Raw genomic sequence first — 12,946 nt, forward strand, 5'->3', positions numbered from 1 at the left:
TATGTTTACGATGGTACAAAAACTTTGGCTTACAGTAGTATGTGCAGTATGTGTAACAGTGTCCTTTCTTTATTTCGTATCTTTATACTCGTATGAAAAATTATACGTTGATAATTTAAAAGCTTCGTTAGTAATGGAAGGAAAAAGTCTTGCTGCTCAATATGATAAGCGTGAAGGAATATCAACTTTTGAAGAGAAAGTAAGATCGTTTGATCAAATATCTAGTTCAGACGTTATTTTCGTGTCTAATCCGCGTGATTTAAGCGCATGTTTGCCTTTTGATGTGCATCATCATTCTCTTATAAGTGAAGGAGATAGGCAAACGCTATTAGACGGGAAAACTGTGACAAAAATAGGATATGAAGAACATTTTGACCGTAATATTATGGGGGTTGTCATCCCTGTATTGGAAAATAAAAAATTAGTCGGAATTGTCTATTCGTATATTCCTTTAAAAAGTATAAAAGATTTAATCTATGATATGGGTCTTATTTTAGCACCGTTAGCAATTGCTATGATTTTAATTACGATATGGGTTGGAAGGAAAATTATAATTGCAATTACGAAGCCACTTTCGCAAATGGAGCGGGTTGCAAATCATTTGGCTACGGGAGATTTTTCGGAGCGGATTACAGTTTCTTCAGAGGATGAAATTGGACGATTAGGAAAAGCATTTAATAAAATGGCAAATTCATTAGAAACAGAAGATGTAAAGCGTAAGGAATTTTTAGCAAATGTTTCGCATGAACTTAGAACACCACTTAGTTATATAAAAGGGTATAGCGAGGCTATTTTAGATGGTGTTGCAAAGGGACCGCAGCAGGAAAAAGTAACGCAGCTAATTCATAAAGAAGCAGGTCGTATGCAGCGTCTCGTTCATGACTTGTTAGACTTAGCACAATTAGAAGGTGAGCACTTTCCGTTAAAGAAGCAACCTATCGTTTTTTCACAGCTGATTGAAGACGTATTAGATACGTATGAGATTAAGTTTATAGAAAAGGAAATTCATATTTCAACCAATTTAAATCCAGAGGTCATTGTCATGATTGATGAGGATCGTATGCAACAAGTGCTTCATAATGTGTTAGATAATGCGATACGGTATACAAATCAAAAAGGAAATATCGTTATAACTTTAGAGCAAATCGATGATTACTGTGAATTAAAAATAAAAGATACAGGAATTGGTATTGATATAGAACATTTGGAGAATCTTGGAGAACGCTTTTACCGAGTTGATAAAGCGAGAAGTCGTCAACACGGTGGAACAGGTTTAGGCCTTGCTATTGTGAAACAAATTGTTCATATACATGGTGGACAGTGGAAAATTGAAAGTGAAAAAGATAAGGGAACAACGGTTATTATTAAACTGAATGTACAGGATGAGGGGAGCATGTTCTAATTTTTAGGACATGTTCTTTTTATTGAAGAAAATATTTATCCCGCTATTCGCTGGGCAGTAAGACACTCACCTCAAAATTCAACGGAAGCAAAGAAGTTAGGTGGAGGCCCTGCTGCCCGTAAAAGCCCGATTGGTGAGAGCTAATAATCAGTGGGCGATGAACAAAACCTCCACTGATTAAAGTTTCACTTTATACGTAAAAATATAAATTAATATGTAATAAATATCGAAAATTTGACTATTTTATGAACAAAACATTTGTACTTCTTATCAATTCGGTCTAAAATAGTTATGATGCAAAGTTCTTATAAATCGTTTCAATTGTTGTTTGGAAGATACTGAGGTGATTTAACTGGAGTACAAATCTATTAAACCGAAAAAAATTTACGAAGAAGTATCTGAAGCTATTTTAACAATGATTAAAAATGGTACGTTAAAACCTGGTGACAAACTACTCCCTGTGCATCAATTAGCTGAGCAGTTTCAAGTTGGCAGATCTGCTGTTCGTGAAGCGCTAAGTGCGCTAAGAGCGATGGGCTTAATTGAGATGAAACAAGGAGAAGGTACATATGTGAAGAACTTCGATTCTTCTTCATTAACGAAATCATTAAACAATAGATTATTAATGAAGAAAGAAGATATTTTGAATTTATTAGAAGTACGAAAGGTGCTTGAAGTGGGGGCAGTTCGAGTAGCGGCGGCAAAACGTACGGAAGATAACTTACAAAATATGAAACATTGGTTAGATGAAATGGCAAAGAGCATTGGAGATGAAAAGGCTGGCGAAAAAGCCGATTTTCAATTTCATATGGGAATTGCAGAGTCTTCGCATAATAACATTTTGCTTGAACTCATGAATCATGTTTCAGAGATGATTGCTGAAACAATTGGTGAATCAAGACGCATTATTTTATATGGTGAACAAACGACATCAGAACGACTTATAGAAGAGCATCAAGTTATATATGATGCGGTGTTAAAACAAGATGTAGAATTAGCGCAGCAAGCAATGCTAGATCATTTAACAAATGTAGAACATATTGTCACAGGTAAAAACGATATAAATTCGTAATTTAATCTTTTAAAAATTTAATTTTCTGATAAAATAGAGAAAGATTAAGTAAGCGTTTTCTTTAGAAGAGGGAGAGGATAGGCCATGGTTGAGCCTATTTCTTCTCTACTAAGTCATCTGATGACCATATGTTTGTTGGTGAAGTTGTAAAAAGGGGGAGTAATAGTTATGAAAGTTACTTTATTTGTTACTTGTTTAGTCGATATGTTTGAAACAAATGTCGGCAAAGCAACAGTTGAAGTGTTGGAGCGTTTAGGTTGTGAAATTGAATTTCCAGAAGCACAAGTTTGTTGTGGGCAGCCTGCTTATAATAGCGGCCATGTAGAAGCAGCAAAAGAAGCGATGAAACATATGATTGAAACTTTTGAAGATGCAGAATATATTGTTACGCCATCTGGTTCTTGTGCGACAATGTTTCATGAGTATCCGCATGTTTTCAAAGATGATCCAAAGTGGGCTAAACGTGCACAAAAAGTTGCTGATAAAACTTATGAATTTACACAGTTTATTGTAGATGTTTTAAAAGTTACAGATGTTGGTGCAAGTTTACCAGGGATAGCTACTATTCATAAATCATGTCATATGACGCGTATGCTTGGAGTAAAAGAAGCACCAGGAATTTTATTATCAAATGTAAAAGGATTAACTGTGAGAGATTTGCCAAACGTGCAAAATTGTTGCGGGTTTGGGGGAACGTTTTCAGTTAAGATGACTCCAATTTCTGAGCAAATGGTAGACGAAAAAGTAGATAGTGTCATGGAAACAGGTGCAGATTATTTAATCGGTGCAGATTGTGGGTGTTTGTTAAACATTGGCGGACGTATTGAGCGTTTAGGAAAAGAAGTAAAAGTAATGCATATTGCTGAGGTACTGAATAGTCGCTCATGAAGGGGGAACATAAGCTATGTCTATGAAAATCAGTGAGAAAAAATTTAATGATCGCGTTGGTGATGGAATTCAAGATTCGTTTATGCGCGGAGCAGTATCTTCTGCACAAACGCGTTTATATACGAATCGCTTAAAAGCTGCAGATGAATTAGGAAACTGGGAAGAGTGGCGTGAACTAGGTGAACAAATTCGTCAACATACGTTAGAAAATCTGGATTATTACTTAATGCAGTTAAGTGAAAATGTATCAAAAAGAGGCGGGCACGTGTACTTTGCGAAGACGAAAGAGGAAGCTGCAAAGTATATTCAAGACGTTGCCAAAAAGAAACAAGCGAAAAAAGTAGTAAAATCAAAGTCGATGGTAACAGAAGAAATTAGTATGAACCATGCGCTTGAAGAGATTGGCTGTGAAGTATTAGAGAGTGACTTAGGAGAGTATATCTTGCAAGTAGATAATGATCCACCTTCACATATTATTGCACCTGCACTTCATAAAAATAGAACGCAAATTCGCGATGTATTTAAAGAAAAGCTAGGCTATGAAAATTCTGATGACCCATATGAAATGACAAAGTTTGTTCGTAAACAACTTCGTGAGAAATTTATGGATGCAGAAATTGGTGTAACTGGTTGTAACTTTGCTGTTGCCAATACTGGATCTCTTTGTTTAGTAACGAATGAAGGTAATGCAGATCTTGTTATGTCAATTCCTAAAACACAAATTGCGGTAATGGGTATGGAACGTATGGTTCCGACAATGGAAGAATTAGATGTTTTAGTTGGTTTACTATGTCGTAGTGCAGTAGGTCAAAAATTAACAAGTTATGTAACAGTAGCAGGACCAATTCAAGAAGAGGAAGTTGATGGACCTGAAGAATTCCATTTAGTGGTTGTTGATAATGGTCGCTCTCAAATTCTTGGATCTGAATTCCGTTCCGTATTACAATGTATTCGTTGCGCTGCTTGTGTTAACGTATGTCCTGTATATCGTCACGTTGGTGGACATTCATATGGATCGATTTACTCAGGACCAATCGGTGCGGTATTAACACCGCTTCTAGGTGGATATGATGATTACAAAGAGCTTCCTTATGCATCTAGTTTATGCGGAGCATGTACAGAAGCTTGTCCAGTAAAAATTCCGTTGCATGATTTATTATTAAAACATCGTCAAGTCATCGTTGAGCAAGAAGGTCGTGCACCACTTGCAGAAAAACTAGCGATGAAAATGTTTAGTATGGGTGCTTCTTCAGCTGCTTTATATAAAATGGGTTCAAAAATGGCACCAGCGGCAATGAGTCCATTTACATCTGGTAATCGTGTATCAAAAGGTGTTGGACCACTTAAAAACTGGACGGATATTCGTGAATTCCCAGCTCCAAGTAAAGAACGATTCCGTGATTGGTATAAAGATCATAAGAAAGGCGGGGATAAATAATGACAGGATTAATTCAAAACCGTGATGCCTTTCTAGATAACATTGCAAAAGAACTTGGGCGCGCACGTAAAACAGAAGGTGTAGAGCGTCCAGTATGGAAAAGTAATGTGAATATAGAAACGTTAAAAGATTATTCACAAGAAGAATTACTAGAAGTGTTTAAAAAGCAATGTACAAACATTCATACAACTGTAGTAGAAACGACAAATGACCGTTTAGGTGAAGACCTTCAAAAAGTAATCATGGAAAACGGCGGGGGACCTATTTTATTATCAGCAGATGATCGTTTTGATGCATATGGTTTAACATCTTTATTTAAAGAAGAACTTCCAAAGCGAGACGTTGAAGTAAACGTATGGGATCCAGAGAGAAAAGACGAAAATATGCGTTTAGCTGAAAAAGCGAATATTGGTATTGCATTTAGTGATTATACATTAGCCGAATCTGGTACAATTGTTGTACAAAGTCATAAAGGGCAGGGACGTTCTTTACACTTTTTACCGACTGTATATTTTGCTATTATTCCACGTGAAACACTTGTGCCTCGTATTACACAAGCAGTTCAGGATATGAACTCACGCGTAGAAAATGGGGAGACAGCGGCATCTTGTATTAACTTTATTACAGGGCCAAGTAACTCGGCTGACATTGAGATGAATCTTGTTGTCGGAGTACATGGACCATTAAAAGCAGTATATTTCATCGTATAAAAGAGGGGAAAGCAGGCCAGAAAATGGCCTGCTTTTTTAGTAGAATAAAGGATAATATGAAGTAGAAGTTCTCTCCTTTTTTTGCTATGTTTTTTGGGAAAGGAGAGGAAGGGATGTTCACTTATTTATATGCACTGTTAGCAGGGATGGTGTTTGGTTCTTTTTTTATGTTAGTTGCGGTGAGGGTTCCATTAGGTGCGTCTATTATTACCCCGCGTTCACATTGTTATTATTGCAAATATGTGCTAAGGCCAAAAGAACTAATCCCCATCATTTCATTTTATATACAAAGAGGCTGTTGTACGAATTGTAAGAGGAAAATTCCAATTATATATGTAGCATTTGAATGTATAACAGGAAGTATATTTCTTCTTACCGTGTATATGATTGGAATAGAACAAGAACTTATTATCATTTTATCCCTTTTTTCGCTACTTCTTATTATTTCAGTTACAGATTACTTATATATGTTAATTCCTGATTGTATTTTAATTTCGTTTGCGGTTTTACTCATTCTCGAAAGTGTTTTTGTACAATTAGTTACTTGGACAGATAGTATAGTTGGTAGTGGTGTTATATTCCTTTTGTTATATTGCATGCAAAAGATATATCCAGAAGGGCTTGGCGGAGGAGATATAAAACTACTTTCGTTACTTGGTTTTATAGTAGGAGTGAAGGGCGTTTTTATCGTTTTATTTTTAGCATCTTGTTTTAGTCTTTGTTTTTTCGGGATTGGTATCGGATTAAAACGTATAGAAGTACGAAAGCCAATTCCATTTGGTCCTTTTATTAGTCTTGGGGCAATGTGCTATGTATTAGCTGTTTATTCAAATTAGAGAGGGAATCGAAAATGAACGTATATATGGATGATCAAAGAAGTTGCCCGTTCGGGTATGTGTCCGCAACTACAGTAGAATGTGCCTTGCAAATGGTTCGGGATTATGATGTGAATATTCTTTCCCTTGATTATAATATGGGCTGGGGAGCAAAAAATGGACTAGATTTTGTAGAAGCTTTTTGTACAGAGGGATTATATGTAAATGAAATTCACCTTCATACGAATGATGTCATCGGTATGCACAAGATGAAACAGAGAATGGATAAGGGAAAGGAAGAAGGAGAAATTAATCCTCACCTTGTTGTTAAATACGTGGGAAGCTAAAAACTCCAAAGTAAAACTTTGGAGTTTTTAATGTTTCATATGTGCTTGTAAAGGAATAATCTCTTCTTGTTGAGCTACTGCGATTTCAGTTTCTTCCTGTTGAACTTCAGGTGTTTTCTTTGTTAAGTAGTGGTATACCATACCGACAAATACTGATCCGCCAATAATGTTACCGATTGTAACAGGAATTAAGTTATGAATAGCACCTGAAAAAGAAATTGTCTCAGGATGCGGTGAAACTAAAGATAAAGCAAAGAGTGATAAGTTTGCAATACTATGTTCGTAACCAGATAAGAAGAATGTGAAAACAAGTAGCATCATGACTATTATTTTTGCTGTGTCACCTTTAACCTGAGAAGGTAAGAAACAAGCAAGACATACGAGCCAGTTACATAAAATGGCTTTAAAGAATAACTGCATTGTAGGTGTGTTCATCTTTCCTTCAACGACTTTATTCATTAAGTGACCGTGATCAATTGCTTCAAAAATTCCAGTTGCGTAAAATAGTAAGGCAAAGAATAACGCGCCGGCTAAGTTACCTGCATAACAAGCAACCCAGTTACGTAGTGTATCAGAAATCGTTGTTTCTTTTCTTAAAGTTGCTACAGTAAAGTACATTGTGTTCCCAGTAAACAATTCAGCACCGCCATATATAATAAGTACGAGAGCAATCCCGAAAAACATAGAAGCAGCTAAATAAGTTGCTGGTGAATCTGCAATGTGAAAAAAGTTACCTAATTTAAAACATAGTACAATAATAAAACCGATATAAATACCCGCAAGTGCAGCACGAATGAAATATTGCATTGGGTTTGTATCTAGTATTTTCTTTTTGCTTTTAGCCAGTTTGACAACATAATCTAGTCCTTGTTCTAGCATGAGTAATACGCTCCTTTAGTAAATCTTCTATAAATACTCCTTATATGAATAAAGTACATGGAATTGTTCTCACTTTCAATAAGTTTGTGCAATGTTTCACAAAAAGGACATACATACATTAAGAAAACGTTTACAAAAGGTAGTATAATGTAATTTTTTCTGGACATTGAGAGGAAGAAAGAAAAAAGAAAAAGCGCTGTAATTACAGCGCTTTTTCGTCTAAATTCTTTTCTACTTTTACTTCTACTTCTTTTGAGAAGAACCAACCACCAACTGCGATTCCGACTAATACAATCCAGAATGTAAGCTTCCACGGAGTGGATTCTGGGAATGAATGTGGAATTACATTTAATGCAGGGTGTGCTAATGTATAAACTGCTAGCTTCACACCAACCCAACCTACAATTAAGAATGCTGCGGTTTCAAGTCCTGGTTTACGTTTTAAGATTTGTACGAAAGCAGTTGCTGCAAATCGCATAATGATTAATCCGATAAGTCCACCTACAAAGATAACAGCGAATTGCCCAGTATCAAGACTACCAATTGTACCTAATCCTGTTTTTGGTAAAGTCATTGCTAGTGCAACAGCAGCTAAAATTGAATCAACTGCGAAGGCGATATCAGCAACCTCAACTTTAAATACAGTCCACCAAAAGTTCTCTTGTTTTTTCTTTGCTTCTTTTTCTTCTGTTTCTTCATCTGTATTCTTTTTAACATATGTTTTAAATAAGTGATTACCAGCGATAAACATAAGGTAGATGGCACCGATTGCTTGCACTTGCCATACATCGACTAAGAACGAAATCATAAATAACGATCCAAATCGGAAAACAAATGCCCCCGCTAATCCATAAAATAGTGCTTTCTTTCGTTTTTCTTCTGGTAAATGTTTTACCATAATTGCAAGAACAAGAGCGTTATCAGCCGCTAAAATCCCTTCAAGTGCAATTAGGATGAGTAATACCCAACCATACTCCAATAATAATGATACATCCATGTACATTCTCCTCTCATTTCTATAAGTTCTAAATAAGTGAAGAATTTCCCCACTATTTAGTTTCCCCATACTCCTGCCTATTAACTTTGGAAAAATCTGGAAGTGAATGCAAAAAAGACCTCTGCCGTTAATAGGCAAAGGTCTTGCTAGACATATGTAATAAAAAATGCCAACAAAGCCGGAAGAACTAAGTTCTACGTAATGACGACTTTGTTTCCAAGAAATATTCTTGGACGCTACTCCCCTTTGGAGATATGTTATTGTATTCTCATTATATGGATAATTTATACGGTTGTCAACCTGTTAAAATATCTTCATTCGGATATTTTATTTTCAGGTTCTTTTTACGAGCAAATGAAAAAGCCAATGTTAAAGGACCCATTTTCCCGAAAAACATCATAAAGATAATAATAGCTTTTCCGATTATAGTTAAGTGGGGTGTTAAATTCATACTGAGGCCAACAGTCCCAAATGCTGAAAATACTTCGAAAGCACTCATCAATAGAGGAACTCGCTCAGTAATACTCAAAATTAAAATAGCAAAAAAGATAAATGAAATGGAAATAATAGTAATGGTTAATGATTTGACAATGAGAGTATCTTTAATGGATTTTTTAAATACGACAATATCCTCTTGTTCTTGTAAAAATTTAAATACGCCAAAAAATATGATTAAAAATGTTGTTAACTTAATCCCACCACCAGTTGAAGCGCTACCAGCACCAATAAACATAAGGAGCATCATTAATAGGAGAGAAGGTTTTGACAATGTAGAAATATCAACAGTATTAAACCCGGCAGTTCGCGTTGAAATTGCTTGAAAATAAGAGGCCAATCCTTCTTCAAATGGGGTAAAACCTCTCATAGAAAGGGAGTTATGGAACTCGAATATAAAAATAAAAAGGGTAGCAATAATGTTGACGATTAGAGTAGAAGAGAGCATAAGTTTTGAATGTAGTGTAAGGTTTTTAAAGTTTTTCTTTCTTTTTATGTCTACGATTACTGTAAAACCAATTCCCCCTAAGATGATGAGAGAGGAAATGACGAGATTGACAAGAATGCTATGAGAATGGGACATTAAATTATCGCTCCACACAGAAAAGCCAGCATTGTTAAAGGCTGAGATTGAATGGAAAAAACTATAATAGATCCCTTTCATAACCCCATATTTTGGTACCCATTCAAAAGAAAGAATTATAGTAGCGATACATTCGACTGTAAAAGAGAATAAAAATAATGCTTTGGCAAGACGGATGATGCCGCCGATATTCGTTTGATTTAATGCTTGTTGCAGTAAAATTCGATTTTGAAGACCGATTTTTCTTCCGAGCATAATCGCAATTAAGACAGCAAAGCTCATAATGCCAAGCCCGCCAACTTGTATAAGCGTTAAAATGACACATTGTCCAAACAAAGTAAATACTTTTCCAGTATCTACAACACCAAGTCCAGTAACAGTACAAGCGGAAACGGTTGTAAATAAGGCATCGAGCCATGAAATGGAAGTTGTCGTAGCAATGGGTAGTTTTAATAAACATGTGCCGACAACTGATAATACAAGAAAAGACAAAGTAAGAACGCGGGGAGGGCTCATGCTAATATTAATCCGTTTCATTTTACAGATCGCTCCTTTCGTTTTGATTAGTATGTGAAAAAGCACCATTATGTATGTTGAAAATAGAAAGAGGCAGAGAATATCTGCCTCTAAGCCATATGTTATATTATTATCCACGTAATTGTTGTTGAGCTAAAGCAACAAGACGTTTTGTTACTTCACCGCCAACTGAACCGTTAGAACGAGATGCTGTATTAGATCCTAAGCTTACACCAAATTCTTGTGCAATTTCATATTTAAATTGTTCAAGTGCTTGTTCTGCACCTGGAACTAATAATTTGTTTGTTTTTACCATGTTGATACACATCCTTATGAGTAGTCCAGTTCAGCTAAGTTCTTATCTAAACTGGTAACGTTATTTTATGTGGAAACGACGTACTCATACGCGGAAGTAATCGGTGCGATTAGAAGTTCTTGGATAGAAAAAAGAGTAGCAAATTTGCTACTCTTTTTTTAGTATTGTCGCTGTTCCTTCCACGACAATATCATCTGATTGATTATATATGTTTGTTTGCAGCGTAATGATTTTTTTATCATCACGCTTCTTAATAACCTCTGCCACAACGCGAAGTGTATCACCGATTTTGACAGGGGCACGGAATGAAACATTTTGGGATAAATAAATCGTATTTTTGCCTGGGAGTTTCGTTCCAAGGATGGTAGAAATAAAACTCGAAACGAGCATACCGTGAGCAATACGTTCTTTAAACATTGTCGTTTTTGCAAAAGAATCTAAAATGTGAATAGGATTCACATCCCCAGTCAATTTTGCAAAATTGATAACATCTTCATCTGTAATTGTTTTTGTAAGGGATGCTTGATCACCGACTTGAATCTCATCATAGCGAAGCTCCGGAACAGTTTGTGCTTCTTGAAATGGATTCATTTTGTCCTCCTTCTTTTCCATATCGAAAAATGTTAGCCATCTTGATGTAGTAGGAGGAAGAAAGAGTTTTGTTTGTGCTGCGGTTAGCTCCCACATTTTTCTTACTTGATGGAAGTAAATAGATTTTTTGAGTTTTCCTCGAACTTTTTTGCGAGTTCCAACTGTTTTGACTTGAACTCTTCCAAAAAACCCTCTAACTGTTTTTGAGCCTCTTCACGTTGTAATTGTTGTTGCTCAATAAATTGTTTTGTTGTTTCTTCAAATTGGCCGCTTGTTTGGGTAAGAATTGACAATGATGTTTTTGTAGGAGAAACAGTAAGCTGATGCATATGAGCAGAAAGTTCCTTCCATTTGTCCTGCCACTCGTTAATTTGATCATTTAAGGAGTTTCCAGTTAATTGTTTCACGTAATCTGTATATTGGTTATTGAACTGAGCAGTGAGTTGTTGTAGTTCTTTTTCTAGTTCATCTACTCCTGATGTTAATTTATGCAAAGCGTCTTGTTGTTGTTTTAATGTTTCTAAAGTAAGTTGCTCTAATTGCTTCCCAGCTGAAGAGAAAAGGGAAAGTGATTGAGACCAGTTTTTCCAAAATGCATCGACTAATTCGTATGGTTTAGTTTCCATTGTTTGACCCCCAAATGTTTTTTTGCATATTGTGAACGCAGATTACTCTGCTGTACCACCAGGTGAAGATGAAGAATCCTTTTCATCCTTTTCTGGAGAAGTAGAAAATGGAAAGAATGCATTGGTGTATAACGTGAAAAACGTTCGCAACATATTTTGATAATGTTCAAAAGAAGTCGCACATGTTGTTAAATATTGCTCTCCATATTCAGTTAAAGAATAAATTCTTTTTGCCGGCCCTCCATCGCTTGTATCCCAAGTAGAAGAAATAAGGTTTTCTTTTTCTAATTTGCGTAGTGTTCTATAAACATTACCTTGGTCAACAGAAGAAAAGCCGATATCCATTAGCATTTGAATAAGTTTGTAACCATGAAGACTCCAGTCTTTTAGACAGAGAAGTAAGAAGGGAACTAAGAAGTTTTTTGGCATGGAGTTTGGTTGTTTCGCTTGGTTGCTCTCCAAACTTTCGCGTTGTTCTGGTTCATTTTGTAGCATGATTGTGCATCACCTCATGAATCAGTTAGATGGAATTTTTTGCTTATAAGTGCAATTTACACCTATCTGTTTTTAAAGTCAACACATTTGTTAGAAAATAGAAAAAAATAAAATATAGACTTGAAGTTTTATTCAGAATATTAGAAAATAGTGAATAGGTTGAATTGTTTCAAAAACGAAAAAGGGAGTGTAGGTAAAGTGATTGATCAAAAATTCGATCCACTACAAGCATGGAAAAATGCTTATGAACAAACCGAAACATTTTGGGGAAAAGCGCTCAATGAAACAATTAAAACAGAAGAATATTCTGCTTGGATGGGCAGCGTTCTAGATTTGAATTTGTTTTATCAAAAAGCATTAAATGATACGACAAAAAACTATTTAGAACAAGTAAATGTGCCGACGAAAGAGGATATCGCAAGAGTGGCTACGCTTGTTATTAACTTAGAAAATAAAGTAGATAACATTGAGGAGTTTCTAGAGGAGAAAGTAGATTCTTTAGGGCAAGCTCCTACATTAAAGCGTGATGTAACGAAAGTAAAACAAGATATTCGTACGCTTGAAACAAAAGTAGATCAAATTTTAGAATTGCTAGAAAAGCAAAATGCAGTACTAGCTAAACTACAAGTACCTGTAAAAGAAGAGGTAAAGCCTGCGAATAAACCAGAAAATAAAAAATGATAAAAGCGCTTGTTTATAACAGATAAAAGAGAGAGGGAGAATCTCTTTTCACGTATAAACAGCGAAACATAATTATATATGGACTCTATAGTATG

General features: G+C 35.6%; 15 protein-coding genes. 8 read left to right on the forward strand and 7 right to left on the reverse strand.

Annotated elements, in window-relative coordinates; all coding sequences use genetic code 11:
• The first annotated feature begins 1 nt into the window (after position 1).
• The 7 genes from ACTFRM_RS02920 to ACTFRM_RS02950 all read left to right on the forward strand — a co-directional run bounded on the left by ACTFRM_RS02920 (position 2) and on the right by ACTFRM_RS02950 (position 6,672).
• Positions 2-1,402, forward strand: a complete 1,401-nt coding sequence (locus ACTFRM_RS02920) for a sensor histidine kinase (RefSeq protein ID WP_000494796.1) — start codon at positions 2-4, stop codon at positions 1,400-1,402.
• A 382-nt stretch (positions 1,403-1,784) separates the two neighbouring features.
• Positions 1,785-2,474, forward strand: a complete 690-nt coding sequence (locus tag ACTFRM_RS02925) for a FadR/GntR family transcriptional regulator (RefSeq protein ID WP_254904515.1) — start codon at positions 1,785-1,787, stop codon at positions 2,472-2,474.
• A gap of 168 nt (positions 2,475-2,642) precedes the next feature.
• The gene (locus ACTFRM_RS02930; RefSeq protein ID WP_000869148.1) at positions 2,643-3,362 is read left to right on the forward strand and encodes a (Fe-S)-binding protein; all 720 of its coding nucleotides are present in this window, start codon (positions 2,643-2,645) and stop codon (positions 3,360-3,362) included.
• 16 nt (positions 3,363-3,378) lie between these two features.
• Positions 3,379-4,800, forward strand: coding sequence for a LutB/LldF family L-lactate oxidation iron-sulfur protein (locus tag ACTFRM_RS02935; protein ID WP_000061930.1), 1,422 nt, complete (start codon positions 3,379-3,381; stop codon positions 4,798-4,800).
• Positions 4,800-5,510, forward strand: a complete 711-nt coding sequence (locus ACTFRM_RS02940; protein ID WP_000147187.1) for a LutC/YkgG family protein — start codon at positions 4,800-4,802, stop codon at positions 5,508-5,510. Before ACTFRM_RS02935 ends, ACTFRM_RS02940 begins: the two co-directional genes overlap by 1 nt.
• 113 nt (positions 5,511-5,623) lie before the next feature.
• Entirely contained in the window at positions 5,624-6,346 is a 723-nt protein-coding gene (locus ACTFRM_RS02945; RefSeq protein WP_000495723.1) for a prepilin peptidase, read from the forward strand.
• A 14-nt stretch (positions 6,347-6,360) separates the two neighbouring features.
• The gene (locus tag ACTFRM_RS02950) at positions 6,361-6,672 is read left to right on the forward strand and encodes a cyclic-phosphate processing receiver domain-containing protein (RefSeq protein WP_001103770.1); all 312 of its coding nucleotides are present in this window, start codon (positions 6,361-6,363) and stop codon (positions 6,670-6,672) included.
• Positions 6,673-6,699: 27 nt separating this feature from the next.
• On the opposite strand, the gene ACTFRM_RS02955 is transcribed toward ACTFRM_RS02950, so the two are convergent.
• From ACTFRM_RS02955 to phaQ, 7 genes are all read right to left on the reverse strand, one after another.
• Entirely contained in the window at positions 6,700-7,551 is an 852-nt protein-coding gene (locus tag ACTFRM_RS02955; protein ID WP_000893025.1) for a formate/nitrite transporter family protein, read from the reverse strand.
• Positions 7,552-7,753: 202 nt separating this feature from the next.
• Positions 7,754-8,548, reverse strand: coding sequence for a TerC family protein (locus tag ACTFRM_RS02960; protein WP_000383314.1), 795 nt, complete (start codon positions 8,546-8,548; stop codon positions 7,754-7,756).
• A gap of 295 nt (positions 8,549-8,843) precedes the next feature.
• Positions 8,844-10,163, reverse strand: a complete 1,320-nt coding sequence (locus ACTFRM_RS02965; RefSeq protein WP_000822360.1) for a TrkH family potassium uptake protein — start codon at positions 10,161-10,163, stop codon at positions 8,844-8,846.
• A gap of 109 nt (positions 10,164-10,272) precedes the next feature.
• Complete coding sequence (locus ACTFRM_RS02970) at positions 10,273-10,458, reverse strand: alpha/beta-type small acid-soluble spore protein (protein ID WP_000241212.1); 186 nt, start codon at positions 10,456-10,458, stop codon at positions 10,273-10,275.
• A 147-nt stretch (positions 10,459-10,605) separates the two neighbouring features.
• Entirely contained in the window at positions 10,606-11,049 is a 444-nt protein-coding gene (locus ACTFRM_RS02975; RefSeq protein WP_001067916.1) for a MaoC family dehydratase, read from the reverse strand.
• Positions 11,050-11,150: 101 nt separating this feature from the next.
• Entirely contained in the window at positions 11,151-11,675 is a 525-nt protein-coding gene (gene phaP / locus ACTFRM_RS02980) for a polyhydroxyalkanoic acid inclusion protein PhaP (protein WP_000448594.1), read from the reverse strand.
• A gap of 42 nt (positions 11,676-11,717) precedes the next feature.
• Positions 11,718-12,170, reverse strand: coding sequence for a poly-beta-hydroxybutyrate-responsive repressor (gene phaQ / locus ACTFRM_RS02985; RefSeq protein ID WP_000939955.1), 453 nt, complete (start codon positions 12,168-12,170; stop codon positions 11,718-11,720).
• Positions 12,171-12,368: 198 nt separating this feature from the next.
• Between phaQ and phaR the strand changes: the two genes are divergently transcribed.
• Positions 12,369-12,851 carry a polyhydroxyalkanoic acid synthase subunit PhaR gene (gene phaR, locus ACTFRM_RS02990; protein WP_000566942.1) on the forward strand — a complete coding sequence of 161 codons (483 nt, stop codon included), beginning with the start codon at positions 12,369-12,371 and terminating at the stop codon, positions 12,849-12,851.
• Positions 12,852-12,946 lie beyond the last annotated feature (95 nt).

The sequence above is a fragment of the Bacillus cereus group sp. MYBK227-1 genome (assembly GCF_051916325.1).
GTDB classification, from domain to species: Bacteria; Bacillota; Bacilli; order Bacillales; family Bacillaceae_G; genus Bacillus_A; species Bacillus_A cereus.

Excerpts from the sequence above, each read along its gene's own strand:
- ACTFRM_RS02920 (WP_000494796.1), top strand. The coding sequence starts at position 2 with ATGTTTACGATGGTACAAAAACTTTGGCTTACAGTAGTATGTGCAGTA.
- ACTFRM_RS02965 (WP_000822360.1), bottom strand. The coding sequence starts at position 10,163 with ATGAAACGGATTAATATTAGCATGAGCCCTCCCCGCGTTCTTACTTTG.
- ACTFRM_RS02940 (WP_000147187.1), top strand. The coding sequence starts at position 4,800 with ATGACAGGATTAATTCAAAACCGTGATGCCTTTCTAGATAACATTGCA.
- phaP (WP_000448594.1), bottom strand. The coding sequence starts at position 11,675 with ATGGAAACTAAACCATACGAATTAGTCGATGCATTTTGGAAAAACTGG.
- ACTFRM_RS02945 (WP_000495723.1), top strand. The coding sequence starts at position 5,624 with ATGTTCACTTATTTATATGCACTGTTAGCAGGGATGGTGTTTGGTTCT.
- ACTFRM_RS02935 (WP_000061930.1), top strand. The coding sequence starts at position 3,379 with ATGTCTATGAAAATCAGTGAGAAAAAATTTAATGATCGCGTTGGTGAT.
- ACTFRM_RS02930 (WP_000869148.1), top strand. The coding sequence starts at position 2,643 with ATGAAAGTTACTTTATTTGTTACTTGTTTAGTCGATATGTTTGAAACA.
- phaQ (WP_000939955.1), bottom strand. The coding sequence starts at position 12,170 with ATGCTACAAAATGAACCAGAACAACGCGAAAGTTTGGAGAGCAACCAA.
- ACTFRM_RS02950 (WP_001103770.1), top strand. The coding sequence starts at position 6,361 with ATGAACGTATATATGGATGATCAAAGAAGTTGCCCGTTCGGGTATGTG.
- ACTFRM_RS02955 (WP_000893025.1), bottom strand. The coding sequence starts at position 7,551 with ATGCTAGAACAAGGACTAGATTATGTTGTCAAACTGGCTAAAAGCAAA.
- ACTFRM_RS02960 (WP_000383314.1), bottom strand. The coding sequence starts at position 8,548 with ATGGATGTATCATTATTATTGGAGTATGGTTGGGTATTACTCATCCTA.
- ACTFRM_RS02970 (WP_000241212.1), bottom strand. The coding sequence starts at position 10,458 with ATGGTAAAAACAAACAAATTATTAGTTCCAGGTGCAGAACAAGCACTT.
- ACTFRM_RS02975 (WP_001067916.1), bottom strand. The coding sequence starts at position 11,049 with ATGAATCCATTTCAAGAAGCACAAACTGTTCCGGAGCTTCGCTATGAT.